Source organism: Selenomonas sp. FC4001, from assembly GCF_000701565.1.
Classification (GTDB): domain Bacteria; phylum Bacillota; class Negativicutes; order Selenomonadales; family Selenomonadaceae; genus Selenomonas_A; species Selenomonas_A ruminantium_B.
The window spans coordinates 327,057-352,020 of the sequence record NZ_JNJF01000004.1; the positions used below are offsets into that span (position 1 = coordinate 327,057).

Genomic DNA, 24,964 nt, shown 5'->3' on the forward strand with positions numbered 1-24,964 from the left:
AAAAAGCAAGAGCCGTCAAAGAAAGCACATTAAAAAGAGGAACCTGCCGTTTAAGCGGCAAGCTCCTCTTGGAGACTTACTTAAATTCTACAAACTCATCAATGCGCGCCCCGCCCTTTATCATAGGCTCTACGAAGCTGCGCCATACATTGAGCACGATGACCCGCGGATGGTCTTTGTCCTCCAAAGCTCGGTTCAGGGCTTCGGCAAATTCCTCCTGAGTGGAAACCGTTTCTGCCTTGATGCCAAAACTTCCGGCATAGGCGGCATAATCCATCTGATAGTCAAATTCACAGGCGATATATCTTTCCTTATACATGACCTTCTGCAACTGGCGAATCATGCCCAAGCTGGTGTTGTTGACAATCAGCGAAATCACCGGCAGCTGCAGGCGGGCGATGGTATAAAACTCATTACCCGTCATCTTGATGCCGCCGTCACCGGCCACATGGATAACGCGACGGCTCGCGCCATAGTACATCTGCGCCCCCATCGCCGCCGGCAGGCCAAAGCCCATCGTGCCAAGGCCGCCCGAAGTCAGCCAGGTGCGCGGTTCTTCAATGCGCAAATGCAGAGCCGCCCACATCTGATGCTGACCTACATCAGTTGCAAAGGCATAGGGCTTGCCCTTGGTGTTTTTTGCCACCTGATGCAAAGCCCAGGGAACCGTCAGCCGGTTCACATGGTAGTCATAATCATAAGTTTCCTGCCAGCCCTGAATCTGCTGCCACCATTCGTCCAAATTGCCCGTGGCCTCCTGCTTCATCAACAGGTTCAAAATAACCTTCATATCGCCAGCCAGCCCCAGGCTGTTGCCGATGTTCTTATCAATTTCCGCAGGGTCAATATCGATATGGATAAATTTCGTATCCTGCGTGTACTTCTTGACATTGCCGGTCTGTCGGTCGCCGAAGCGGCTGCCAATGGCAATGATTAAATCTGCCGCCGCAATGGCGTGATTGGCGGCCTTTTCGCCATGCATCCCGGCAAAGCCCAAGGACTGCGGATGTTCTCTAGGAATTGCCCCCAGGCCCATCAAAGTATGGGCCACCGGCAGATGGTACTTTTCCACAAAGGCTGTAACTTCAGCCGTGGTTCCAGCCGAAATCACGCCGCCACCGACAATGACCACCGGTTTCTGTGCCTTGACGATTTCCTGCGCGGCTTCGGCTGCACAAATCAGGAAATCTGCATCAGGCTTGCCCGCTTTTTTCGGTTGTTCAACAACATCCTTCCAGGTGACTTCCTCGAAGAACAAATCCCGCGGCACATCCACAAGCACGGGGCCGGGCCGGCCCTTTTTCGCCAAGGCAAAGGCTTCTCTTATCGTGTCCACCAGAATCTTGGCGTCCTTTACCTTGTAGTTATGCTTGGTAATCGGCATGGTCACGTCGAGAATATCCGTTTCCTGAAAGGCGTCGCGGCCCAATAGCGCCGTGTCCACCTGTCCGGTAATCGCCACCACGGGAATGGAATCCATAAAGGCCGTGGCCAGACCTGTCACAAGATTCGTGGCCCCCGGACCGGAAGTTGCGATACAGACGCCAACTTTTCCCGAAGCACGGGCATAGCCGTCAGCGGCGTGGGCGGCATTTTGCTCGTGGGTCACGAGAACCTGCTTTATCTCCTTGCTATCATATAAAGCGTCGTATAAAGGCAGAATCATCCCCCCGGGATAGCCAAACACCGTATCGACGCCCTGTTCTTTTAAACATGCTACGACTGCCTGTGCTCCGTTCATAATTACACCCTCTCGCTGATGATTTTGGTCATTTCAGAAGTATTGACCTTGGTAAAGCCGTCCTTCCACAAATCCGGCGTGCGATAACCTTCGGCAAGCGCCTTGTCCACAGCTGCTTCAATGGCATCGGCTGCGGCTTCCTCATGCAGGGAATACCTGAGCAGCATGGCCGCCGACAGAATCGTGCCAATCGGATTGGCAATGCCCTTGCCCGCAATATCCGGCGCGCTGCCATGAATCGGCTCGTAAAGACTCGTACATTCGCCGATGGAGGCCGAAGGCAGCATGCCGATGGAACCGCCGACCACAGCCGCTTCATCGGAAAGAATATCGCCAAAGAGATTGCCCGTCACGATAACATCAAACTGCGTCGGCTTTACGGCAATCTGCATAGCGCAGTTATCCACATAGAGATTGTTGCACTCCACTTCCGGATAATCCTTGGCTACTTTTTCGACCGTTCTGCGCCAGAGGCGGGAAGTAGCCAGCACATTTGACTTGTCAACGGACGTCACCTTGCCGCGGCGCAGCTTGGCCGTTTCAAAGGCGAGTTTGGCAATGCGCTCCACTTCGGGTACGGAATAGTTTTCCAAATCCCAGGCACGCTCTGCACCATTATGCTGTTCAGATTCGCACTTCTCACCAAAATAAATACCGCCGATAAGTTCGCGGACGATAACAAGGTCAGCCCCGCGCACGAGTTCCGGCTTTAACGGCGAATACTCAATCAGGGCATCGGCTACCTTGACCGGACGCAGATTGGCATAAAGCCCCAATTCCTTGCGCAAGCCCAAAATGGCCTTTTCCGGGCGCTTAGCCGGGTCTACCTTATCCCATTTGTCGCCGCCCACAGCGCCGAACAGTACGCCGTCTGACGCCTTGCAGGCATCAATGGTTTCCTGCGGCAAGGGCGTGCCGAATTTATCATAAGCCGTTCCGCCGGCATCATGGTAAGCAAAGCTAAGTCCTAAACCGAATTTCTTATCGGCAGCTTTCAGCACTTCCACTGCACCATCGGTGATTTCCTTGCCAATGCCGTCACCGGGAATAACCGTAATATTATATGCCATAAGTAACCACACTTACCCTTTCTTCTTGATGTATTCAATCAGACCGCCCGCTTCGGCAATCTCCTGCACAAAGCCCGGCAGGGGATGGGCATGGAACACATCACCCGTGGTGAGATTCTTGATTTCGCCCGTCGTCACATCCACCTGCAGTTTATCATCGGCATGGATTTTTTCCACATCATCACCGATTTCGAGCAGCGGCAGGCCGATATTGATGCCATTGCGGTAGAAAATCCGCGCAAAGCTGGCCGCAATGACCACAGGAATCCCACTGGCCTTGATGGCTACCGGCGCATGCTCGCGTGAGGAGCCGCAGCCAAAGTTGCGGCCGCCCACCATGATATCGCCTTCCTGTACGTTACCCGCAAAACTTTCGTCAATATCCACCATGCAGTGGCTGGCCAGTTCCTTGGGGTCAAAAGTATTCAAGTATCTTGCCGGGATAATGACGTCCGTATCAATATTATCCCCATAACGCCAAACTTTTCCTTCTAACTTCATCACTGTACCTCCTCTGCCGTGGCAATTCTGCCCAAGATTGCACTTGCCGCCGCCACATGAGGGCCAGCTAAGTAAACTTCACTATCCACATGACCCATGCGGCCACGGAAATTGCGGTTGGTAGTGGAAACGCATTTCTCACCAGCCGCCATAATTCCCATATAACCGCCCAGGCACGGCCCGCAGGTTGGTGTGGAAACCGCACAGTCCGCGTCAATAAAGATATCAATATAGCCACGCTTCATGGCTTCTTTATATACGGCAGGGCTGCCCGGAATTACGATGCAGCGCACACCATCTGCTACCTTATGCCCTTTGAATACTTCCGCGGCAATCTGCAAATCTTCCAGACGGCCATTGGTGCAGGAACCGATAATCACCTGCTGAATGGCAATCGGCTCTTTGATATCCTCAACCCGCTTGGTATTGCCCGGCAGATGCGGGAAGGCCACAACCGGTTTCAAAGTTGACAAGTCAATTTTCACGACCTGACAGTAAACGGCGTCATCATCAGCAGCCACCGGCTCAAACGGTTTCTTTACGCGTTCTTTGACATATTCCGCCGTGATTTCATCATAGGGGAAGATACCTGCCTTGCCGCCGGCCTCAATCGCCATATTGGAAATCGTAAGCCTGTCCGTCATGGTCAGCGATTTCACGCCTTCGCCGGCAAATTCCAACGACTTATAAAGCGCACCATCCACGCCAATCTGACCGATAAGCGTCAGGATAACATCCTTGCCGCTGATACCGGCAGGCTTCGAGCCCGTAAGTTCAACCTTAATGGCCTGCGGCACCTTGAACCAGGCTTCGCCCGTGGCCATGGCCGCCCCCAAATCCGTGGAGCCCACGCCCGTGGCAAAACCGTTGACTGCGCCATAGGTGCAGGTATGGGAATCCGCGCCAATGGTCAGCATGCCCGGCGCCACAATACCCTGTTCCGGCAGGATAACATGCTCAATGCCCACACGCCCCTGCTCGAAGTAATGCACAATCTTATGCTTGACGGCAAAATCCCGCACGATTTTCGCCAGTTCTGCGGACTTGATATCCTTTGCCGGCTGGAAATGGTCGGGCACCAAAGCGATTTTTTCATTATCAAAAACCGGACGGCCAATACTTTCAAAGATTTTGATGGACGGCGGCGCCGTAATATCGTTGGCCAGCACCATATCCAGTTTACAGGTCACAAGCTGTCCCGCTTCCACGCGCTCCAGCCCTGCATGTTTGGCGAGAATCTTCTCGCTCATCGTCATACCCATGCTCTCACTCTCCCGTTATCTACAAGAAAAGCCTTCCCGTTAGGTGGAAGGGGAAGGCTTCTCACAACTGTTTAATTAAAACATTCGACTTAAATGGACATATTCCTGCTAAAACAGAGGTTTTGACTTAGTCTTTGGACAGGTCAGCTGCATCTCTGAGCCAGGGCATCATATTGCGGAGCTCCTTACCGACCTTTTCAATCTGATGTTCCGAATGGAGACGGCGCTGAGCCATGAAGTTAGCACGGCCAGCAGCACGGTTTTCGAGCAGCCAGTTGCGGGCGAAGGTACCATCCTGAATTTCTTTCAGAACTTTCTTCATTTCCTTCTTGGTTTCTTCCGTGATGATGCGCGGGCCTACCATGTAGTCACCGTATTCAGCCGTATCGGAGATGGACTTGCGCATCTTCGTGAAGCCGCCTTCATAGCAGAGGTCAACGATGAGCTTCATTTCATGGAAGCATTCAAAATATGCCATTTCGGGCGGATAACCTGCTTCAACGAGAACTTCAAAGCCCGTCTGCATCAGCTGGCAAACACCGCCGCAGAGAACAGCCTGCTCACCGAAGAGGTCTTCTTCCGTTTCATCGCGGAAGGTCGTCTGCAGAACACCGGAACGCGTAGCGCCCAGACCTTTGGCATAAGCCAGCGCGATGTCAAAGCACTTGCCGGAAGCATCCTGATGAACAGCGAACACAGCCGGAACACCGGAACCTTCCGTATAAGTACGGCGAACGAGATGACCGGGGCCTTTCGGAGCCACCATGAACACGTCCACATTAGCGGGCGGAACAATCTGCTGATAATGAATGTTAAAGCCATGAGCGAAAGCAAGAGCACTGCCATCTTTCAGATTCGGAGCAATCTCATTCTTGTAGACATCAGACTGCTTCTCATCCGGAATCAGGATCATGGTAATGTCTGCTTCTTTAACTGCATCAGCTACATTCTTGACAGTCAGACCATGTTCTTCGGCAACCTTTTTGGACTTGGAACCTTCATAAAGGCCAACTACGACATCCACGCCGCTTTCCTTGAGGTTCAGGGCATGTGCATGACCCTGGCTGCCATAGCCAATGATTGCAACTTTTTTCCCATTCAGAACTTCCCAATTCGCATCCTGATCATAATAAGTTTTTGCCATAGTACTCTCTCTCCTCACAATGTTCATAAATTGTATGTTCACCGCGTTCCAGCGCGATAAGACCGGTGCGAATGACCTCAGCGATACCGTACGGCTTAATGAGATTCAAGAAAGCCGTCACCTTGTCATCACTGCCTGTCAGTTCGAAAATGACCATGGAACTGTCCACATCCACAACATGGGCACGGAAAAGTTCCGCCATCTTCAGAACATCCAGACGATTCGTGTCATTTGCCTTGACCTTAATCAACGTCATCCCCCGGCAGACTGCGTTTTTCTCATCCAGCCGCTGTACGGCCTGCACCACGGGCATTTTCTCGAGCTGCTTGATGATCTGCTCAATGAGATCTTCATCGCCGTGAATCACCACCGTGATGCGCGAATACCCTTCTTTCTCCGTCACGCCAACTGCGAGACTGTCGATATTGAATTCGCGTCTGGAAAACATACTTACAACCCGGACCAGCACACCAGTCTGATTTTCCACAAACACAGACAAGACATGTTTCATCCTGCAATCCCCCTCTGGAATCGTACATCACACGCAAACATCATAACACAATTACCGTGTACATTCAACATGTAATGTTGTAAATATGTATACATTATTGCGCGAATTAAGTTTTTTGTCAACAGTATTATGTAACTTTTTTAATCATTTTTGTCGTTTTTTTGCATTTTGTTCCACCATAAGCAAACATAGGCTAAAAGTAATCATGTATATATTACACCTTTGTCCACACCGAGAGATTAAAAAGATTTTCTTGTTACTTTTTTCCGAAAATTAATGTCAAATACTGTATCTTGCAGAAATTGCGGCCCATATGATAAAATTAGCCCCATTATTAGAAGATTTTCGCACTGCAGAAAGGACCTTATCTTGCGTCAAAAAATAAACATCCCTCATCAGGAAATCATCCCCGCTATCCTGCAGGAGCTGCCAGGCTGGTACCGCCAACAAGCCGGTGACAGGGAACTACCCTGGCGTACCTCTCCCACACCTTACCATACCTGGCTGTCAGAAATCATGCTGCAGCAGACCAGAGCTACCGCCGTAATTCCCTATTATGAACGCTTTCTTGAAGCACTCCCCACCATTGAAGCTCTGGCCCATGTTGATGATGAATGGCTTATGAAACTTTGGCAGGGACTAGGCTACTACTCACGGGCAAGGAATCTCAAGAAAGCTGCGATCATCATCACCGAAGATTATGATGGTAAACTCCCTGATGATTTCAGCGCACTGCTGAAACTACCCGGCATTGGCCGTTACACGGCCAGCGCCATCGGCTCCATTGCCTTTGGCCAGCCCTGGCCCGCAGTGGATGGCAATGTGCTGCGAGTGCTTTCCCGCGCGCTGGCCTCATCCGCCGATATCGCCCTTCCCGCCGTCAAGACCGCCATGGAACAGGCCCTTGCCCCACATTATCCGGGAGGAAAGACCGCCAGTGACCTCAATCAGGCCTTTATGGATTTAGGCGCCACCATCTGCCTGCCGAACAGTGCTCCCCATTGCGTTCGCTGTCCCTTGGAAAAAATCTGTCTGGCTCATGCCGAAGGCTTAGAACTGGAACTTCCCCTAAAAAGTTCACCCCGCCAGCGACGTCTGGAAAAACACACCATTCTCCTGCTTAAACAAGGCAACGCCATCGCCCTCCATCAACGTCCTTCCAAGGGCCTGCTCGCGGGACTCTGGGAATTTCCCAATCTGCCGGGCAAATTGTCCACGAGGGATGTGAAAACATGGCTGCAGGAACACGGACTGCTGGCAAAAAAATTGCAAGCCCTGCCCGCCGCCAAACATGTTTTCTCTCATGTGGAATGGCAGCTTTCCGGCTGGCTGGTGGAGCTTGTTCCCGCCTCTGGCCTTTCAGCAGCAGAAGACAAACTGCCCTTCAACTGGGTCACCCCAGAGGAACTTGCCGAAAGATACAGTCTGCCCTCGGCCTTTCAATATTATTTCCCATATATTTATAGAAAAAAATAATAAAAAGAAGGAATTTCCTGCCGGAACACGAATAAAATCAACAAATGGATTAGATGTATATGGGATACTGATAAATTTTTGAGAGGTGTTTGTTCATGTTCAAAATCTTTGAAGAGCCCAAGCGTGCCGAAGCCGCAACTCCAACGCCCGTTTCTCCGGCAGTAACCGAACTTTCCGATATCAAGACTGCCTATCTTGCCAAGAGTGAACTCACCGCCCTGCGGCTGAAGGAACTCGTAGATGTAGCTGAAGGTGCCGCTCTGGTCTTGGGCTTCGTTTCCCCGGACCTGGATGTACCGGAAGTTGCCCGGCTTATCAAAGCCGAAATTCCTTCCAGTACAAAACTTTTGCTGATGACTACCTCCGGTGAACTCTGCCGGGCTCCCGGCAGTCAGACGCTCTACTGCGATGCTGCAGAGCACCGGGGAAAGGTCCTCCTGCAGTCTTTCTCCAAACGCATGATTGCCAATATGTACACCATGCATATTCCTCTGCCGGACAGCGACCTGCGCAGCGGCAATGTAGAAATGACGGTCAATGACCGCGTAGAGGCCATCCGCCGGGAAATCGACAAGCATCGCATCCCCTTCCGCTTGAGCGTTGGCCATTCATTCGCCATGGTTTACATTGATGGCGTAACGAGTTGCGAATCGTTCGTTTCGCAGGCTATGTTTGATTCGGGCAAGTTCCCCATTCCCTTTATCGGCGGCAGCTCTGCCGGTAATCTGGACTTTGCCCATACCTATATCTATGACGACAACCAGTGTCTGGAAAATCATGCAGTCATCGTTCTCGTACGTCTGCATAACGAATACCGCTATGGTATCTTCAAATCGCAAGCTGTGGAACGCACGGACGCTTCCGTGGTTGTTGGTACTGCCAACAGCGCCCTGCGTTATGTGGAAACGGTCGAAGGGCCTGACGGCGAAGTTCCCATTATCGACGCCCTCAAGAATTATTTCCATGTAAATACCACTGCTGAAGTACAGGCACGGATGCAGGATTACACCTTCGCCACAGATGTTCATGGCGAGGACTTCGTCCGTACCCTCTCGGGATTTGATGAAGCCAACAACCGCATCAACTTCTTCTGCGATGTAGTGACTGGCGAGCGTCTCCATTTGATGAAACGTGTATCCCTGTCCAACACCCTTTCGCGTGATTTGCGGGAATACAACAAGAATAAACCGGCTCCTCTGGGCGGCATCTTAAATGACTGTATCCTGCGCCGCCTTGGCTATCCGGATGAAATCAAACATATCGATGAATTCAAGGACCTTCCCGTTGCCGGTTTCTCCAGCTTTGGTGAAATTGCAGGGCTGCACATGAATGAAACCCTCACGGCTATCTTCTTCTATCATGTACCCACCGGCACGACCTTTGCCGATGAATACATCGATAATTTTGCCCGTATCTATGCAAACTGCAACGCATTCTTCTTCAACCGCATCATCGACCGTCAGAAACATATGGACAAGCTGAAGGATAACCTTATCACCATGTTCCATGATTATCAGTCCAAGATGCCGGATATCGTCAAGACCATCATGCGCATGTCCACTGATGTTGACCAGATTCAGAATGCGATTCAGCAGCTCTCCGGCGGTATTGATGAGCAGAACGGACTCTTTAATCAGCTGACGGAACGCAACCGGGAAATTACCCCGAAACTGGATATGCTCTCTCAGAGCACCCAGAAAATCAATGATGTCATGAAGCTCATTAACGAGATTGCCGCTCAGACCAACCTGCTGTCCCTCAACGCAGCAATTGAAGCTGCCCGTGCAGGTGAGGCAGGCCGTGGCTTCTCAGTCGTAGCGCAGGAAGTCCGAAAACTGGCAGAAAACACCCAGACCAATGTCCATGTATCGGATGATGCCATCAGTTCGCTTATCCATGATGTCAATGAAATCAACAAGATTTTGGCTGACAACAAGGACTTTGAAGAGCGCATCAACGATTTCGATGCCAACTTTGCTAGACAAATGAAGGAACTGCACAAAAACCTCAACGAAGGTATCAGTCATATTCAGAAATCCACCCAGTCCATCAAGGCTCTGGAATCCATCAATGAACGCACCAGCCTTGAAATGGAAAAACTCACCACTACCATTCACAACATTCAGATGGGTATCTGACCACCTTGGCAAATTATAAAGAACAGCAAACAGAAAAGAGAGAAGCAGATGCACGGCGCATCTGCTTCTCTCTTTGTGTTTTAGGGCATTTAATGCAGTTTCTGTATTATTTTTTTCCTGTGCTGCCTCTCTTGGTCATAGCCAGGCCCTGCTTGCACATAGGACATTCTTCAGGCTTGTAGGTTTCTACATTCATATGCAGAAGTGCCGTGCAGGGAACATCGCCGAAATTGGCTTTGCCGCCACTGCGGTCTACAAGCATGCTTACGGCTACGGGGATACCGCCATGGGCCTTTACCACTTCGATGACTTCCTTGATGGAGCCGCCAGTCGTCACAATGTCTTCCACAATCAGGCAGCGTTCGCCTTCATGCAGGGAAAAACCGCGACGGAAGGTCATCTTGCCATCCACGCGCTCGGTGAAGATGGCACGGGTTCCCAGAGCCTTGCCGGTTTCATGGGCCAGCAGGATACCGCCGGTCATCGGGCCGACTACCGTTTCAATATTGGCGTCCTTGAATTTTTCAGCCATGGCCTGACAGAGTTTTTCCGTGTACTTCGGCTGCTGCAGCACATTGAACTTTTCCACATAATGCGGGCTGTGCAGGCCAGAGGTCAAAAGGAAATGGCCATCCATAATTGCACCGGTTTCAATCAGTAATTCTTTTACTTCCTGTTCAGTCATCTTTATTTTACTTTCTCCATTTCTTCTAAAATCTTCAAAGCGGCAGTTTTCGGGTCAGCCGAAGCATAGATGGGACGGCCAATCACCAGATGGGTAGAACCATCCTTCAAGGCGTTGAACGGCGTAGCAATCCGGCTCTGGTCATTGACATCGCTGCCCGCAGGACGGATGCCCGGGGTGACAATCAGAAAATCATCGCCGCAGGCTTCTCTTATCAAGGCAGCTTCCTGCGCTGAGGCCACCACACCATCAAGACCGGCTTTCTTGGCCAGCTTGGCATAACGCACCACAGCACTCTTAATCTGAAGGGCCTGCCCTAAGCCCTCCCAGTCCTCCTGATTGATACTGGTCAGAACCGTAACGGCAATGAGTTTCGGGCAGGCAATGCCCATTTTCTCGGCTTCGGCGTGCATGCGCTCTGCCGCTGTCTTCATCATGGTATAGCCGCCGCTCGCATGCACATTGAGCATCGTTGCCCCCAAGCGCATCAGCGAGCAGATACCGCCCGCCGCCGTATTGGGAATATCGTGAAGTTTGAGGTCAAGGAAAACATCTTTTCCCTGCTCTCTGAGCCAGGTTACTACCTGAGCGCCTACACTGTAAAAGAGCTCCATGCCTACCTTGTAATAGGACACACTGTCTCCTAATGTCGTTACCAGCCGTTCCACATCATCCATCGTGTGGACGTCAAGTGCTGCAATCAAGCGTTCATCTGCCATAACCTGGGCCTCCTGTATACTGTAAAATTTTAATTAAAGTGCTGCACCGATAATATCCTGTACCGATTCCAAATGGCGCTGTGCCAGATAGTCACTAATGCCATCGCAGATTTTCATGGTCACCGTCGGGTCATTGAAATTGGCTGTGCCCACCGCCACGGCGCTAGCTCCGGCCAGCAGGAATTCGATGGCATCTTCCGCACAGCTGATGCCGCCCATACCGATAAGCGGTACCTTTACGGCTTTGGCTACCTGATAGACCATGCGCAGAGCCACCGGCTTCACGCAGGGGCCGGACAGTCCGCCTGTGACATTGCCGAGGGTCGGCTTTTGCGTATGAATATTGATTTCCATGCCCAGCAAGGTATTAATCAGAGAGATAATATCTGCCCCTGCATCTTCCACCGCTTTAGCCATGGTGACAATATCCGTCACATTGGGCGACAGCTTCAAGATGACCGGCTTCTTCGTATAGGCCTTGGCCTCTTTGACCACCGCTGCGGCAGCCTTGGGGTCAGTGCCGAACACAATGCCGCCCTCCTTGACATTGGGACAGGAAACATTGAGTTCAATGGCCGCGACTCCGGGCACATCGAGCATTTCCGCCAAAATGCCATATTCTTCCACGGTACTGCCTGAGATATTCACGATTACATTCATATTGTAATTCGCGAGCCGAGGCAGAGTTTCCTGCAGGAAAACATCCACACCGGGATTTTCGAGGCCAATGCAGTTGAGCATGCCCATGGGCGTTTCCGTAATACGCACGCCCTCATTGCCACGCCGTGGCTTTAAGGTCGTGCCCTTGACCATGACGCCGCCGAGCCTTGAAAGGTCAACGAATTCGGCAAATTCCTCACCGAAGCCGAAGGTTCCCGAGGCGGTCAGCACCGGCGTATTCATATAGATGCCCGCAAGATTCGTATGCAGGCGTTTATCTGCCATATTGATTGCTCTGCTCATGCGAGGTCAAACACCTCCTCTGCCCAGAATACCGGGCCATCCTTGCAGACTTTCTTGCGCTCACCGCTGGTCGTATCAATCGAGCAGGACAGGCAGGCGCCCAGGCCGCAACCCATGCGCTTTTCGAGCGATACCTGACAGGGAATATTATATTCATGGGCGATTTTCGCAATGCCCTTCATCATGATTTCCGGGCCGCAGGCGATGACCAAATCATAATCGCCCTTCTGCAGCAGTTCCGGCAACAGAGTTGTGGTAAAGCCCTTGGTACCGCAGGAACCATCATCGGTCGTGCAGAAAATCTCCTGCACATGGGGCGTGTAGATTTCCTGCCAGAAAAGCTCCCGCTCGCAGCGGCCGCCCATCAATACATCTGCCTTGCCCTGTGCATGTTCGGCGTAAAAGAGCAACGGAGACAGGCCCATGCCGCCGCCCACCAAAAGGGGGCGTTTAGCCTTACAGCTAAAGCCGTGGCCGAGCGGCCCCAGCACATTGATAACCGTGCCTGCCGTAAGTTGTGAGAGGGCTTTAGTGCCCTTGCCCACTACCCGGTAGATAAACGCCACCGTGCCTTTTTGCAGGCTGACTTCGGCAATCCCCACGGGGCGGCGCAGGGTAAAAGCGCCGCCGGGAATCTGCAGCTGGACAAATTGTCCCGGCTCTGCTTCCCGCGCAATTTCCCGCGCCTCTACTTCCATGCGCCATACATCTTTCGCCAGTTCATGCTGGTCAATGATTTCGCCATCTACAGCCACCTTAGGCAAGGTCGTCACCGCCTCCCACATAATCCTGAATGGCCAGCGAGTAGACCAGACGGCGTTCGCGCATAAAGGAGAGCACCCGCATAACTTCCCAGGCCGTATCCAGCGAGGTCAGGCAAGCAATGCCATGTTCCACCGTCGCGCGGCGGATTTTGAAACCGTCCTTCAATGAATGCTTGCCCTGGGTCAGTGTATTGATGACCATATGAATCTTGCCCGTCTTGATTTTTTCGATGATGTCGGAGCTGCGTTCATGTACCTTGCCCACGACTTCCACATCAATGCCCATGGACTTGATGGCCTTGGCCGTACCTTCCGTAGCGGCAATCTGGAAGTCCAAATCTGCAAAGGCCTTGGCCAGTTGCTTCATTTCTTCCTTATCCTTGTCGGCTACCGTAAAGAGCACACAGCCCTTGGTCGGCACGTTGATGCCGGAGCCGACAATCGCCTTGTAGAGGGCGCGGGCATAGTGATAGTCAATACCCATGACCTCACCCGTGGATTTCATTTCAGGGCCGAGGGCGATATCCACATCCGTCATCTTGGCGAAGGAGAACACCGGCGCTTTTACGGCCACATAGGGTTTGGGCGGTACCAGACCCGTGCGTTCACTGACTTCTTTAAGCGATGCGCCCAGCGCAATGCGGGTGGCCAGATTGACCATCTTCACATCTGTAACCTTCGAGAGGAAGGGAACCGTACGGCTGGAACGCGGATTTACTTCGATAATGAATACTTCGTCGTTGACGACTACGAACTGGATGTTCAGAAGGCCCTTGACATGGAGCGCTACTGCGAGCCGCTTGGTGTAGTCGATAATGGTGTACAGCACCTTGGAAGACAGCGTGCGAGGCGGATATACGGCGATACTGTCGCCGGAGTGCACGCCAGCGCGTTCCACATGTTCCATAATGCCCGGAATCAGCACATTCATGCCGTCGGAAATGGCGTCAACTTCCACTTCCGTACCCTGCATATAGCGGTCAACCAGCACCGGATGGTCAGGTGTTACCTTTACGGCGCGGCTCATGTAGTCACGCAGTTCGGCTTCGTTGTAGACGATTTCCATTGCCCGGCCGCCTAATACATAGGACGGACGTACCATAACCGGATAGCCGATACGCTCAGCCCCGCTGATGGCATCTTCGAGGTTCGTCACACTGATGCCCTGCGGACGGGGAATCTGCGTCTGGGTCAGCACTTCATCAAAGCGTTCACGATCTTCAGCTCTATCAATATCGTCTACGGAAGTACCGAATACCTTGACACCCGCCTTCTGCAGGGAGGCCGCCAGATTGATGGCCGTCTGCCCGCCGAACTGGACGATAACACCTTCCGGCTTTTCCTTGTCGATGATGTTGAGCACATCTTCCGTGGTCAGCGGTTCAAAGTACAGGCGGTCGGAGATATCAAAGTCCGTGGATACGGTTTCCGGGTTGTTGTTGATGATGATGGCTTCAATGCCCATTTCCTTGAGCGCCCATACGGAGTGTACCGAGCAGTAGTCAAATTCCACACCCTGTCCGATGCGGATAGGCCCGGAGCCCAGCACGATGACCTTGCGCTTGTTCGATACCGTGACTTCATCCTGCTCTGCGCGGAAGGTGGAGTAATAGTACGGCGTTGCGGCTTCAAATTCAGCCGCACAGGTATCGACCATCTTATAGCAGGGCATTACCCCCATGCTCTTGCGCGTGGTGCGGATTTCATCCATGCTCTTGCCGGTGATTTCGGCAATGGACACATCGGCCAGGCCCACATTCTTCGCCGCGAGCATCAGGCTCGGCGTCAAGGGTTCGCTGCCCAGCTGATTTTCCACCTGCGCGATATTATTGATTTTATTGATAAACCATTTATCCACTTTCGTGATGGCGTGAATCTCGTCCACCGTGGCAATGCCGCGGCGCAGGGCTTCGGCAATCACGAAGATGCGCTCGTCGTTGATGCGGTTGAGGTTCTTCTTGACTCTTGCATCATCCCAGGCGGCCATTTTCGGCATGGACAGGCGGTGTACGCCGATTTCCAGCGAGCGCACAGCCTTGAGGATAGCGCCTTCAAAGTGGCGGTCAATGCTCATGACCTCGCCCGTGGCTTTCATCTGCGTGCCCAGCGTCTTATCTGCGTAGACGAACTTGTCAAAGGGCCAGCGCGGGAATTTCACGACGCAGTAGTCGAGCGAAGGCTCAAAGCAGGCCTTGGTCTTCTGCGTTACGGCGTTGGTGATTTCATCAAGCGTATAGCCGATGGCAATCTTGGCCGAAACCTTGGCAATCGGATAGCCCGTTGCCTTGGAGGCCAGAGCCGAGGAACGGCTTACACGAGGATTTACTTCGATAACATAGTAGCGGTTGCTGTTGGGGTCGAGGGCATACTGCGCGTTGCAGCCGCCTTCGATGCCGAGCTCGCGGATAATGCGCAAAGAGGCACTTCTGAGCATCTGATACTCATGGTCCGTCAGCGTCTGCGACGGTGCGACAACAATGGAGTCACCCGTATGCACGCCCACGGGGTCGAAGTTTTCCATGTTGCAGACGGTGATGCAGTTGTCGTTGCCGTCACGCATGACTTCGTATTCGATTTCCTTCCAGCCGGCCACACTGCGCTCGATGAGCACCTGACCAATCAGGGAGTAATTCAGGCCCTTGATGACGATATCGATGAGTTCTTCCTCATTCTCGGCAATGCCGCCGCCCGTGCCGCCCATGGTATAAGCCGGGCGCACGATAACCGGATAGCCAATGCCGTTGGCAAATTCCACGGCACTGGGCACATCTTCCACAATGGTGCTTTCCGGGATGGGTTCACCGAGTTTTTCCATGGTTTCCTTAAAGAGTTCCCGGTCTTCGGCCTGCTTGATAGCCGACAGCGGTGTTCCCAAAAGCTCTACGCCGTGTTCCTTGAGCACACCGCGCTCTGCGAGCTGTACGGCCAGATTGAGTCCTGCCTGACCGCCCAGGGTTGCCAGTAAACCATCCGGTTTTTCCTTGGCGATGATTTCGGCTAAAAATTCCGGCGTCAGCGGCTCGATATACACACGGTCAGCGATATGCGTATCCGTCATGATGGTTGCCGGATTGGAGTTTACCAGTACCACTTCGAGACCTTCTTCTTTGAGGGCGCGGCAGGCCTGCGAACCGGCATAGTCAAATTCAGCTGCCTGACCGATGATGATGGGGCCAGAGCCAATAACCATTACTTTTTTGAGATTTTCCTTCTTTGGCATCTTATTCTCCCTTCAACATGGTCCAAAATTCGTCAAACAGATAGAGGTTGTCGTCCGGTCCCGGCGAGGCTTCAGGATGATACTGTACAGAGAACAGCGGCAGCTCCTTATGGCGCATGCCTTCCACCGTGCCGTCATTGACATTGATATGCGTAACTTCGAGCGGCAAGTCTTTGAGGGATTCCTCCTCCACCGCAAAGCCGTGGTTCTGGGAGGAAATCTGCACCTTGCCCGTGCGCAGGTCTTTGACCGGCTGATTCGAGCCGCGGTGGCCGAATTTGAGCTTGTATGTCTTAGCCCCCAAAGCGCGGGCAATCAGCTGATGGCCAAGGCAGATGCCAAAGATGGGCTTCTTGCCAATCAGCTTCTTGATTTCTTCGACGATTTCCGGCACATCGGCAGGGTCGCCGGGGCCGTTGGAGAGGAAAATCCCGTCCGGATTCATCGCGAGAATATCCTCCGCCTTGGTATCGGCCGGCACGACCTGCAATTTGCAGCCGATATTGTGCAGGGAAGTCAGGATGTTCTGCTTAACGCCGAAGTCCATGGCGACAACCAGCGGTGCATCTTCGTTCTCGGCTTCCATCGTGTATGCTTCCTTCGTGGTTACTTCCATAACCACCTCTTTTTTGATGGGCACCGCCATAAGTTTGTCGATTTCTGCCTGGTCGGCATCTGCGGGTACGATAATCCCCTTCATGGTACCAGCATTGCGGATTTTGCGGGTCACGGCGCGGGTATCCACATCATACAGGCAGGGGATATTCTGACGGGTCAAAAACTCCGCCAAACTTTCCTCATAATGCCAGTTGCTGCCCAGCTCACAAAGTTCGCCGATGACAAAGCCGCCCACAAAAGCCTTGCGGGACTGCATGAAGATATCGGCAATCCCGTAATTGCCTACCATAGGATAGGTCAGCGTCAGAATCTGGCGGCAATAGCTGGGGTCCGTCAGGCTCTCCTGATACCCCGTCATGCTGGTGTTGAACACCACTTCGCCGGTCGCCCGGCTGTCATTTAATAACTGCCCCGTAAAAACGCTGCCGTCTTCGAGGATTAATTTACCCTTCATGAAAACACCTCATTAAAATTATGTTAGTCCAGAATTTAGGCACTGTTTCACAGTACCTTCCCCTCCTGCATAACTACTTTACCTTTAACCATGGTCAGCACCGCCTTGCCCTTGAGCTTGCGGCCCACAAACGGGCTGTGGCTGCCCTTGGTATAGAATTCTTTTTCGTCAACCGTCCACTCCAGTTCCGGGTCGATAACCGTGATATCCGCCTGCGCACCTTCGCTGAGCTTGCCTGCATTAAGGCCGAAAACCTTGGCCGGTTCATAGCTCATCTTGGAGATAATCAGGGGCAGGTCTAATTTCTGCTCGTGATACAAATCCGTCAGCATAATGCCAAGGGACGTTTCGAGGCCTGGGAAACCGCTTGGCGCGTAGATATACTCCCTATCCTTTTCTTCCTGTGCATGCGGGCTGTGGTCGGTGACGATGGCATCAATGGTGCCGTCCTTCAATCCTTCGAGAATTGCCTCACAGTCCTTGGCTGCCCGCAGGGGCGGATTGATTTTCGTGGAGGTATCAAAGAGATTGACACATTCTTCCGTCATGGTCAGATGCTGCGGCGTAGCTTCTGCTGTTACCTTGACGCCGCGCTTTTTGGCCTGACGTACGATATCCACGGCACGAGCCGAACTGATATGAGCGATATGCACCTTGGAACCAGCATACTCTGCCAGCATGATGTCACGGGCCACAGCGATATCCTCAGCAACCGTAGGACGACCTTTGAGGCCCAGCATGGCACTGCGATGGCCTTCGTTCATCACACCATCTTCAATCAGTGTGGGCTCCTCCTCATGGTTAATGATAACCTTGTCAAAAGTGTGAAGATAATCGAAGGCATTGAGCATGACCTTGGCGCTGGGGTCGAAGTGACCGTCATCGGAGAAAGCCACCGCACCAGCTTCCAGCATGTCTCCCATCTCAGCCAGTTCCTTGCCTTCCTGACCTTTCGTGACCGCGCCGATGATTTCCACATTGACCACACCGACTTCCTGCGCGCGCATCTTCAAGCTGCGCACCAGAGCTGCCGAGTCCACCGCCGGTTTGGTATTGGGCATGGTGCAAATGGTCGTAAAGCCGCCCGCTGCTGCCGCCTGCGTACCGGAGGCAAAGTCTTCCTTGGCTTCCTGCCCAGGCTCCCGCAGATGTACATGCAGGTCGATAAGTCCTGGCGCTACCACTTTGCCGTTAGCATCATAGACTTCGTCGGCTTTCTCGTCAATTCCTGCACCGATTTTTACAATCTTGCCGTCTTCTACGAGCACATCTGCCACTGCATCGAATTTATTTTCCGGATTGATTACGCGTCCGCCTTTGAGCAAAATTTTCATGCCTGTTTTCCTCCCGTCAGCACCAAGGTAAAGAGCGCCATGCGCACTGCTACGCCATTCTGTACTTCTTCCTGAATGGCCGAATTCTTACCGTAAGCCGTGAAGGGCGAGATTTCCCAGCCCTTATTCATGGGGCCCGGATGCAGAATCAGTACATCATCCTTGGCCAGCTTCAGGCGCGTATCGTTGAGGCCGAAAATCCGTGCATACTCGCGGGTCGTCGGGAACAGGCCGCCCTTCATGCGTTCGAGCTGAATGCGCAGCACTTCGATAACATCAGCATTGGCGATGGCATCTTCAATGCGCTCATGCACCACAATGCCCGGTTCTTCATAGAGGAAACGCGGCAGCAGGGTCTTGGGGCCGGCGATATGCACTTCCATGCCCATCTTGCGCATGCCGTAGATATCGGAGCGGGCTACACGGCTGTGGAGCACATCACCGATAATGGCAACCTTCAAGCCTTCGAGATGGCCTTTATGTTCCTCGATGGTAAAGAGGTTCAAGAGGCCTTGCGAAGGATGCGCATGTGCGCCGTCACCAGCGTTTAAGATTACAGGGCTTACTACCCGCGATGCGTATTCTGCTGCACCTTCCGCCTTATGGCGCATAACGATGGCATCAACGCCCATAGCCTCGATGGTGTAGAGCGTATCGCGGAGGCTTTCGCCCTTGACGATACTGCTCGAACCAGCCGTGATGTTGACCACATCTGCGCCGAGGTACTTGCCCGCCAGTTCAAAGGAAGTACGGGTACGGGTGCTGGGTTCATAAAACAGGGTGACAATGGATTTGCCGCGCAGGGTCGGAACCTTCTTGATATCCCGATGAATGATGTTCTTCATTTCCTTGGCAGTATCAAGCACCAAGCGAATCTCTTCCGGGCTGAAATCTTCCAAGCCCAGAACATTCTTTCCCCGCAGGGACAATTTGTTTTTCTCCAAGTCATTCACTCCTTAACAGGTTGACATTAATAATTATACATTAAGTTTGCATAAACTTTCAAGGAGAAATCCATTGTCTTTGAAAATATGCCTGCATAGAGCACAAAAAAGGGAGCTTCTTATGCGTATGCATAAGAAAGCTCCCGCTTTACTTCAGATTATAGTTATACTTATAGCTATATGACAGGCTCCCCTTATGCGCATCGCAGTACGCATCTTAAAAAGGCAATGTATTCGTTTGTCCTTGAGCAGCTCTCGTCTGCTTTGTTTGTAATTATAGCGCATACATTTTGAAATTGCAAGGGCGATTTGTATTAAATTTCTTTTACCTTGCGGCTAATCTTCAACGTTCGCAAATATGCTTTCTGCTCCGTTGTTATCCGTCTGCTCTCAATGGCCTTCTGGATGGCTTTGTTATGCGTCCAAACATCTAAAGCACGTCCTTCGATAAAGGGCAGCGCCGCTTCGTACTGCTTGCCCAGTGCCGTGGCAAAATACCAGGCCGTCATCATATTGACATAGTATTCCTCGGAACGCACCTGCGCTGCCAGCTGCAAATAGGATAGGTCAAAATCTTCGTCTAAGAAATGCTCCATCAGCATACCAATGGCAAAGCGCACTTTATAAGTTTCTTTTGCCGTCAGCCAAATCTTTATCCGTTTTAACAGTTCCTGCCGGTGCTTCTTAAAGATTTTCGGTGACATCTGGTCACAGGTAGCCCAGTTATCTACATAGGGCAGGAATTTTTCCAACTGCTCCATGCAAGTTTCATAATCCTTCATCCCCGACAGGATAAAAGCATGGAGCTGGTTTTCTTCAAAATAAGTATGGGGAAGCGTTGCTAAAAAGTGTTCCGCCTCCTCCCCCTTGCTGATTTCCTTTGCCAGCTTCCGCAAGGCCGGCGTCCGCACCCCGATAATCTGCTCTGGTGCCACTGTGGGCATCAGCTTGCTTTGAAACGCCTGATACTTTTTATCCTGCAAAGCAAATAATTCCGCCTGTATATCCATACAATCCTCCTTCCTCACAATTCCTGCAAAAATGACCGGACTTCGCTTAAGGGAATCTTCTCCTGCTCCAGACGATTTCTCTGCGGAGGTTGACATGTCAAAAATTTCCAACACGCCTGCTCCTGACATGTCAAATTCGCAGGCATTTCCATACTGCTGCCCGTATCAGCCGTCATAAAGTGCTGATACTTCTCTGCCAATTCTGGATTCATCAGAAAGGAACGCACCTGCGGATATTTCTCCCGCACCCGGGACAAAATGCACAAGCCATCCCTGTCCATATCGCCCCAGTACCAAAGTTGCTGCTGTTTTTTGAGCCAGGGAATCTCGACCTCCTGCGCAAGCACGCCATTGCCTGCGCCGAAGATAATCAGGCCGTCCTCCACCTCCGGAAAGACATAGCCATTGATTTTATTCTCCGTGAAGAACACCCGGCCAAAATTCACCTGTAGGCGAGCCAGCTGTTCTGCCGTTACCATCAGTTCCTGCAAGCCGCCAATGGTCTTGTTCTTATCCAAGGACCGCAGATAGATGTTCGGGGTCGGCGCCTTCTCCTGCCAGTGAAGCTGCCCGCACAAATCCTTAAAGCTGCGCCCCTCCATCTCCGGATGCAGCGCATAAAAGATTGCCGCCACCAGCCTGCTATGCGCTTCCATAAATTTGGTATCCACATAGGGAACATCCAATTCCCGCAAATAACAATCCGTCCGATAGCCTGCGGAAAAATACTTCGCCAGCTGCCAAATGCTTTCTGGCAGCCTATCCTCCTTTAAGATTACTTCACGATAAGCCGCGCAAAGACTGCGCAGGCTGAAAAAGTCCGTCATGATTTTCTCGCAGCGCTCTTGCAATACTTGAAAACGCCGCCATTCCCCCAAGTAACGCAGCGCGGCCTCGGCATTACAAAACTCGGCCTTCACAGGGAAATCATGCTGCTTGCCCAACACGCCAGCCTGTTTATTGGCGGTAAGCAAAGTCCAGTAAGCGCCCTCCTGCTTCCAAAAAGCCGCCCACGCAGCCACCTCATGAATCCGTCCGGCACTATCGGCCAGCTTTATCGGCGGTTTCAGCACATAGGAAAAAGAATAGGCCTCGCCTAGTACAGCCGCCCGCCAAAGTTTTTCCAGTTCACGCTTCGTGTTCATTTTTTGCCGCAGCTCGCGGTCATAAACCATATTTCATTGCTCCTCACACAGGAAAAGAGACGGCGCGCCTGTCCGTCTCTTCTTCATTTGTTTTTTTGCTGACAGCCATCATCACTATGATGGCATCTGTCATGCTTTCTTTAACTTGCTTTCGGCATTTACCTCTTTGAGGCCGTAAACCGCTCCGGCAAAAGCTGCTCCCATGATGCGGGTTTCATTGTCCGGCTGCTTCGTCAGTTCCACCATGCGGGCATGGAAGGAATCCTCCACAATGGCCACATTGAGATAAATCGCCAAACTCAGCTTGTCCTTCAAATCATTAGAAGTCAGGAAACCTGCCACCAGTTTGCCACGGCTCTTGGGCTTTTCCGCCGCCGTCAGCGCACTGGATATGGATTGGATGATGGGGTCTTTGAACTTATCCGCCACCTTCCAGGCAGACATACAAGCCTTCTTCACCTTAACCCCATCCCGCACGAGAAAGTAAATAATCAACGAAGCCATCGCCAGAACACTCTTGTTGGCCGTTGAACGCTTAATGCAGGTTTCATAAATCGTTTCCGGTTCGTCCGTCGTCCGCAACCCCAATTCAATGGTCTGGGAAATATCTTCTGCTCCCTGCTGAAAAAACATCCCTGCTGCCGTCATACAGCCACGGGCACGTTCCATTGCATATTTATCCATGGTTATCACCTCATGGAATATTTCGCCATAAACAGGCTGCTTTCCTGCCGATGCGCCTAATCGCCAGAACAGAAAAACTGCACACAGCGTTTCTGCCATGTGCAGTAAGATTTTATTTCCAATGCAGATACACCAGAGCCGCCAAATACCAGTAAAATATCTCGTGCATGCTCATTTTTCTTATCAATCTAGGCCTTTAACCACCAAAATACCCTATCATTTCCTCGACATCTTCATTCTTTGCCTTGCACTGCAAGATGCGTTTATACAACCTTTTATAGTATTCCTTGTAAAAAGGCTTTAGCTGGCTTTCCTGAATCGCCTCCAGGGCTTGCTCCAAATCCAAATCGGAATACTGATACGGATGATGCATTACATCTACGGCTCGATGCAGGTCTTTCATGATGTGCTCTTCCTCCTAGACAGAAATAATCAGCTCTCCAGATAAACGGCCTTATCCACATATTCCAAGCCCAGTGCTTCAGACACCGGCTGATTGGTTATCTTGCCATCCACGGTGTTAAGCCCCTGCGCCAGACCGGCATTCTGCCTGCAGGCCTCACGCCAGCCTTTTCCTGCCAGCGTCAGCGCATAGGGCAGCGTTGCATTGGTAAGCGCCAGCGTAGAAGTTCTGGCTACAGCCCCGGGAATATTGGCCACGGAATAATGCAGCACACCATGCTTCACAAAGGTCGGATTCTCATGGGTGGTCACATGGTCACAGGTAGCAATGCTGCCGCCTTGGTCAATGGCGACATCCACCACGACAGAGCCCTGCTTCATGGTCTTTATCATATCTTCCGTGACCAGCTGCGGCGTTTTGGCACCAGGCACCAGCACGGCGCCAATGAGAAGGTCTGCCTCCCGTACCCACTGGGCAATATTATAACTGTTGGAACTTACCGTGGCTACACGGCCGCCAAAAACATCATCCAAATAGCGGAGCCGCTCAATTGACAAGTCAATAATCGTCACTCTTGCCCCCAGGCCGACGGCCATCTTAGCCGCATTGGTGCCCACGACACCGCCGCCAATGATTACCACCTGCGCCGGAGCTACACCGCTGACACCGCCCAGCAGAACACCTGCGCCGCCATAACGGCTCTCGAGGAACTGCGCGCCGATTTGTACCGACATGCGGCCCGCAATCTCACTCATCGGTGCGAGCAAGGGAAGTGACCTGCCATCCCGGCCCACCACCGTCTCATAAGCAACGGAGGTAACCTTATGTTTCAGCAGTGCCTCTGTGAGTTCCGGTTCTGCGGCCAGATGGAGATAGGTAAAGAGCAGCTGTCCCTCATGGAACAGGTCATACTCAGACGGCAGCGGTTCCTTTACCTTGACAATCATCTCTGACGTATCAAACAGCTGCTTCTTATCCGAAATAAGCTCTGCTCCTACAGCCGTGTAGTCTTCGTCAGCAAAACCACTCCCCAGGCCGCTGCCCGTTTCGACCAGCACTTTGTGCCCTGCCTTTACCAGAGCCTCTGCCCCTGCAGGCGTCAGCCCCACACGATTTTCATTGTTCTTGATTTCTTTAGACACACCGATAATCATGTTAATCCCTCCTCACCGCAAATCATCATTCAGTTAATCATTCGCCTCTTTGCCCTGAAATTCCTGCCTGCTTCTCCAATTCAAACGGTTCTTCGAGATTCAAAAACCTCAGCCTATCCGGATGGTGTAATGGAAGCTCTGCGTTTTGCCCGGTTCAAGTTTCAGGCTGCCTTCACGGTCTGCGAACTCGCCATTATAGCCTTCATAATCAGCATGTCCCTGCCAGGGTTCCAGACAAAGGAACGGAGCCCCGCCCTGCGCAGGCGTCCAGAAGCCCCAGAACGGGAAATCCTTGGCCTCCATCGAAACCTTCTTGTCACTCTTATGGGAGCAAATGGTTACGACATCTGACTTCAAGCCCTTATAAGCTAAAGCATCCCCGGCAAACATCCCATAATTTAGCGCGAGCTGCTCACCCTGCAAGCGTGCCTCTCCCTGCTCTTTCAGGAACTGTCCCTTGCTGTTAAGCGGCATATTGACGTTATCTTCCTGCTGATTGAACGTCAGATAGCAGTCACTGAATTCTTCCCCCTGCACCAACGGACAGCGGAAAGCCGTATGAGCACCGATGGAATAGACCATTTCCCTGTCATCCAGATTCTGCACCTTCCAGATGACTTCAACGGTGTTATCTTTCAAAGCATACGCCACATTCAGCTGAAACTTCCACGGATAGCTGGCCAGTGTATCTTCTGACCATTTCAAAGCAAATTCTATATAATCCTGACGGCGCTCCACCAGCTGATACTCAGAGATACGTCCGAATCCATGTCCCGGCAGTTCATATTCTGTGCCGTTCACACGATACTTCCCATCCTGCAATTTGCCGACAATGGGGAACAGCACCGGAGAACTATACTTCCACCACTGCGGATTGCCATCCCAAAGATACTCCGTCTCATCTGCGCGTTCCTTAATAGAACGCAGCTCCGCACCATAACTGCGCACCTGCACACACAATTTGTCATTTTCTAAACTATACAGCATACTTTGTTCACCTCGATACTATAGTATCATATATGCT

The 24,964-nt window shown here is 51.9% G+C and carries 22 protein-coding genes; 2 read left to right on the forward strand and 20 right to left on the reverse strand.

All coding sequences use genetic code 11. From position 1 onward, the window contains the following. Positions 1 to 76: 76 nt before the first annotated feature. The 6 genes from ilvB to ilvN all read right to left on the reverse strand — a co-directional run bounded on the left by ilvB (position 77) and on the right by ilvN (position 6,229). Positions 77 to 1,741 carry a biosynthetic-type acetolactate synthase large subunit gene (ilvB, locus tag T320_RS01635; RefSeq protein WP_037352312.1) on the reverse strand — a complete coding sequence of 555 codons (1,665 nt, stop codon included), beginning with the start codon at positions 1,739 to 1,741 and terminating at the stop codon, positions 77 to 79. A 2-nt stretch (positions 1,742 to 1,743) separates the two neighbouring features. Continuing rightward, entirely contained in the window at positions 1,744 to 2,811 is a 1,068-nt protein-coding gene (gene leuB, locus T320_RS01640) for a 3-isopropylmalate dehydrogenase (protein ID WP_037352558.1), read from the reverse strand. Between the two features lie 12 nt (positions 2,812 to 2,823). Continuing rightward, positions 2,824 to 3,312, reverse strand: a complete 489-nt coding sequence (locus T320_RS01645; protein ID WP_026765401.1) for a 3-isopropylmalate dehydratase small subunit — start codon at positions 3,310 to 3,312, stop codon at positions 2,824 to 2,826. Then, the gene (leuC, locus tag T320_RS01650) at positions 3,312 to 4,574 is read right to left on the reverse strand and encodes a 3-isopropylmalate dehydratase large subunit (protein WP_037352315.1); all 1,263 of its coding nucleotides are present in this window, start codon (positions 4,572 to 4,574) and stop codon (positions 3,312 to 3,314) included. The genes T320_RS01645 and leuC overlap by 1 nt, the downstream gene beginning before the upstream one ends. 127 nt (positions 4,575 to 4,701) lie before the next feature. Then, positions 4,702 to 5,718, reverse strand: coding sequence for a ketol-acid reductoisomerase (gene ilvC, locus T320_RS01655; RefSeq protein WP_026760566.1), 1,017 nt, complete (start codon positions 5,716 to 5,718; stop codon positions 4,702 to 4,704). Beyond that, positions 5,699 to 6,229: an acetolactate synthase small subunit gene (ilvN, locus tag T320_RS01660; protein WP_026760565.1), complete on the reverse strand. Its 531-nt coding sequence runs from the start codon at positions 6,227 to 6,229 to the stop codon at positions 5,699 to 5,701. The genes ilvC and ilvN overlap by 20 nt, the downstream gene beginning before the upstream one ends. 369 nt (positions 6,230 to 6,598) lie before the next feature. On the opposite strand from ilvN, the gene mutY reads away from it, so the two are divergent. Continuing rightward, the gene (gene mutY, locus T320_RS01665) at positions 6,599 to 7,705 is read left to right on the forward strand and encodes an A/G-specific adenine glycosylase (RefSeq protein ID WP_037352319.1); all 1,107 of its coding nucleotides are present in this window, start codon (positions 6,599 to 6,601) and stop codon (positions 7,703 to 7,705) included. A 95-nt stretch (positions 7,706 to 7,800) separates the two neighbouring features. Next, positions 7,801 to 9,843, forward strand: a complete 2,043-nt coding sequence (locus T320_RS01670) for a methyl-accepting chemotaxis protein (protein ID WP_037352322.1) — start codon at positions 7,801 to 7,803, stop codon at positions 9,841 to 9,843. Positions 9,844 to 9,949: 106 nt separating this feature from the next. Here the strand turns inward: T320_RS01670 and pyrE are convergent, their stop codons facing one another. The 14 genes from pyrE to T320_RS01740 all read right to left on the reverse strand — a co-directional run bounded on the left by pyrE (position 9,950) and on the right by T320_RS01740 (position 24,927). Then, positions 9,950 to 10,528: an orotate phosphoribosyltransferase gene (gene pyrE / locus T320_RS01675; protein ID WP_037352324.1), complete on the reverse strand. Its 579-nt coding sequence runs from the start codon at positions 10,526 to 10,528 to the stop codon at positions 9,950 to 9,952. Positions 10,529 to 10,530: 2 nt separating this feature from the next. Continuing rightward, positions 10,531 to 11,247, reverse strand: a complete 717-nt coding sequence (pyrF, locus tag T320_RS01680) for an orotidine-5'-phosphate decarboxylase (protein WP_037352326.1) — start codon at positions 11,245 to 11,247, stop codon at positions 10,531 to 10,533. A 33-nt stretch (positions 11,248 to 11,280) separates the two neighbouring features. Further along, on the reverse strand, positions 11,281 to 12,210 hold the full coding sequence (locus tag T320_RS01685; RefSeq protein WP_037352329.1) for a dihydroorotate dehydrogenase: 930 nt from the start codon (positions 12,208 to 12,210) through the stop codon (positions 11,281 to 11,283). After that, positions 12,207 to 12,974 carry a dihydroorotate dehydrogenase electron transfer subunit gene (locus tag T320_RS01690; RefSeq protein ID WP_051608530.1) on the reverse strand — a complete coding sequence of 256 codons (768 nt, stop codon included), beginning with the start codon at positions 12,972 to 12,974 and terminating at the stop codon, positions 12,207 to 12,209. The genes T320_RS01685 and T320_RS01690 overlap by 4 nt, the downstream gene beginning before the upstream one ends. Continuing rightward, the gene (gene carB, locus T320_RS01695) at positions 12,967 to 16,194 is read right to left on the reverse strand and encodes a carbamoyl-phosphate synthase large subunit (protein ID WP_037352332.1); all 3,228 of its coding nucleotides are present in this window, start codon (positions 16,192 to 16,194) and stop codon (positions 12,967 to 12,969) included. The genes T320_RS01690 and carB overlap by 8 nt, the downstream gene beginning before the upstream one ends. Before the next feature lies 1 nt (position 16,195). Continuing rightward, positions 16,196 to 17,266 (reverse strand): glutamine-hydrolyzing carbamoyl-phosphate synthase small subunit, encoded by a 1,071-nt coding sequence (gene carA / locus T320_RS01700; protein ID WP_026760557.1) that lies wholly within the window; start codon positions 17,264 to 17,266, stop codon positions 16,196 to 16,198. A 47-nt stretch (positions 17,267 to 17,313) separates the two neighbouring features. Further along, positions 17,314 to 18,600, reverse strand: coding sequence for a dihydroorotase (locus T320_RS01705; protein ID WP_037352335.1), 1,287 nt, complete (start codon positions 18,598 to 18,600; stop codon positions 17,314 to 17,316). Further along, complete coding sequence (locus T320_RS01710; RefSeq protein WP_026760555.1) at positions 18,597 to 19,544, reverse strand: aspartate carbamoyltransferase catalytic subunit; 948 nt, start codon at positions 19,542 to 19,544, stop codon at positions 18,597 to 18,599. The genes T320_RS01705 and T320_RS01710 overlap by 4 nt, the downstream gene beginning before the upstream one ends. A gap of 314 nt (positions 19,545 to 19,858) precedes the next feature. After that, positions 19,859 to 20,554, reverse strand: coding sequence for a DNA alkylation repair protein (locus tag T320_RS01715; protein WP_037352338.1), 696 nt, complete (start codon positions 20,552 to 20,554; stop codon positions 19,859 to 19,861). A gap of 14 nt (positions 20,555 to 20,568) precedes the next feature. Next, positions 20,569 to 21,729: a DUF3322 and DUF2220 domain-containing protein gene (locus tag T320_RS13780; protein ID WP_051608531.1), complete on the reverse strand. Its 1,161-nt coding sequence runs from the start codon at positions 21,727 to 21,729 to the stop codon at positions 20,569 to 20,571. Positions 21,730 to 21,828: 99 nt separating this feature from the next. Further along, the gene (locus T320_RS01725) at positions 21,829 to 22,383 is read right to left on the reverse strand and encodes a hypothetical protein (RefSeq protein WP_037352340.1); all 555 of its coding nucleotides are present in this window, start codon (positions 22,381 to 22,383) and stop codon (positions 21,829 to 21,831) included. Between the two features lie 196 nt (positions 22,384 to 22,579). Then, a complete protein-coding gene (locus T320_RS01730) occupies positions 22,580 to 22,786 on the reverse strand; it encodes a hypothetical protein (RefSeq protein WP_037352342.1) in 207 nt (68 codons plus the stop codon). A 29-nt stretch (positions 22,787 to 22,815) separates the two neighbouring features. Further along, entirely contained in the window at positions 22,816 to 23,940 is a 1,125-nt protein-coding gene (gene ald, locus T320_RS01735) for an alanine dehydrogenase (RefSeq protein WP_037352345.1), read from the reverse strand. Between the two features lie 108 nt (positions 23,941 to 24,048). Then, positions 24,049 to 24,927, reverse strand: coding sequence for an aldose 1-epimerase family protein (locus T320_RS01740; protein ID WP_037352348.1), 879 nt, complete (start codon positions 24,925 to 24,927; stop codon positions 24,049 to 24,051). Positions 24,928 to 24,964 lie beyond the last annotated feature (37 nt).

Coding starts and splice junctions, on each gene's coding strand:
- pyrE (WP_037352324.1), bottom strand. CDS start 10,528: ATGACTGAACAGGAAGTAAAAGAATTACTGATTGAAACCGGTGCAATT.
- ald (WP_037352345.1), bottom strand. CDS start 23,940: ATGATTATCGGTGTGTCTAAAGAAATCAAGAACAATGAAAATCGTGTG.
- T320_RS01705 (WP_037352335.1), bottom strand. CDS start 18,600: ATGAAAATTTTGCTCAAAGGCGGACGCGTAATCAATCCGGAAAATAAA.
- carB (WP_037352332.1), bottom strand. CDS start 16,194: ATGCCAAAGAAGGAAAATCTCAAAAAAGTAATGGTTATTGGCTCTGGC.
- ilvC (WP_026760566.1), bottom strand. CDS start 5,718: ATGGCAAAAACTTATTATGATCAGGATGCGAATTGGGAAGTTCTGAAT.
- T320_RS01670 (WP_037352322.1), top strand. CDS start 7,801: ATGTTCAAAATCTTTGAAGAGCCCAAGCGTGCCGAAGCCGCAACTCCA.
- T320_RS01715 (WP_037352338.1), bottom strand. CDS start 20,554: ATGGATATACAGGCGGAATTATTTGCTTTGCAGGATAAAAAGTATCAG.
- leuB (WP_037352558.1), bottom strand. CDS start 2,811: ATGGCATATAATATTACGGTTATTCCCGGTGACGGCATTGGCAAGGAA.
- T320_RS01685 (WP_037352329.1), bottom strand. CDS start 12,210: ATGAGCAGAGCAATCAATATGGCAGATAAACGCCTGCATACGAATCTT.
- T320_RS01730 (WP_037352342.1), bottom strand. CDS start 22,786: ATGAAAGACCTGCATCGAGCCGTAGATGTAATGCATCATCCGTATCAG.
- ilvN (WP_026760565.1), bottom strand. CDS start 6,229: ATGAAACATGTCTTGTCTGTGTTTGTGGAAAATCAGACTGGTGTGCTG.
- T320_RS01645 (WP_026765401.1), bottom strand. CDS start 3,312: ATGAAGTTAGAAGGAAAAGTTTGGCGTTATGGGGATAATATTGATACG.
- T320_RS01740 (WP_037352348.1), bottom strand. CDS start 24,927: ATGCTGTATAGTTTAGAAAATGACAAATTGTGTGTGCAGGTGCGCAGT.
- T320_RS13780 (WP_051608531.1), bottom strand. CDS start 21,729: ATGGTTTATGACCGCGAGCTGCGGCAAAAAATGAACACGAAGCGTGAA.
- ilvB (WP_037352312.1), bottom strand. CDS start 1,741: ATGAACGGAGCACAGGCAGTCGTAGCATGTTTAAAAGAACAGGGCGTC.
- T320_RS01725 (WP_037352340.1), bottom strand. CDS start 22,383: ATGGATAAATATGCAATGGAACGTGCCCGTGGCTGTATGACGGCAGCA.
- carA (WP_026760557.1), bottom strand. CDS start 17,266: ATGAAGGGTAAATTAATCCTCGAAGACGGCAGCGTTTTTACGGGGCAG.
- pyrF (WP_037352326.1), bottom strand. CDS start 11,247: ATGGCAGATGAACGCTTGATTGCAGCACTTGACGTCCACACGATGGAT.
- leuC (WP_037352315.1), bottom strand. CDS start 4,574: ATGGGTATGACGATGAGCGAGAAGATTCTCGCCAAACATGCAGGGCTG.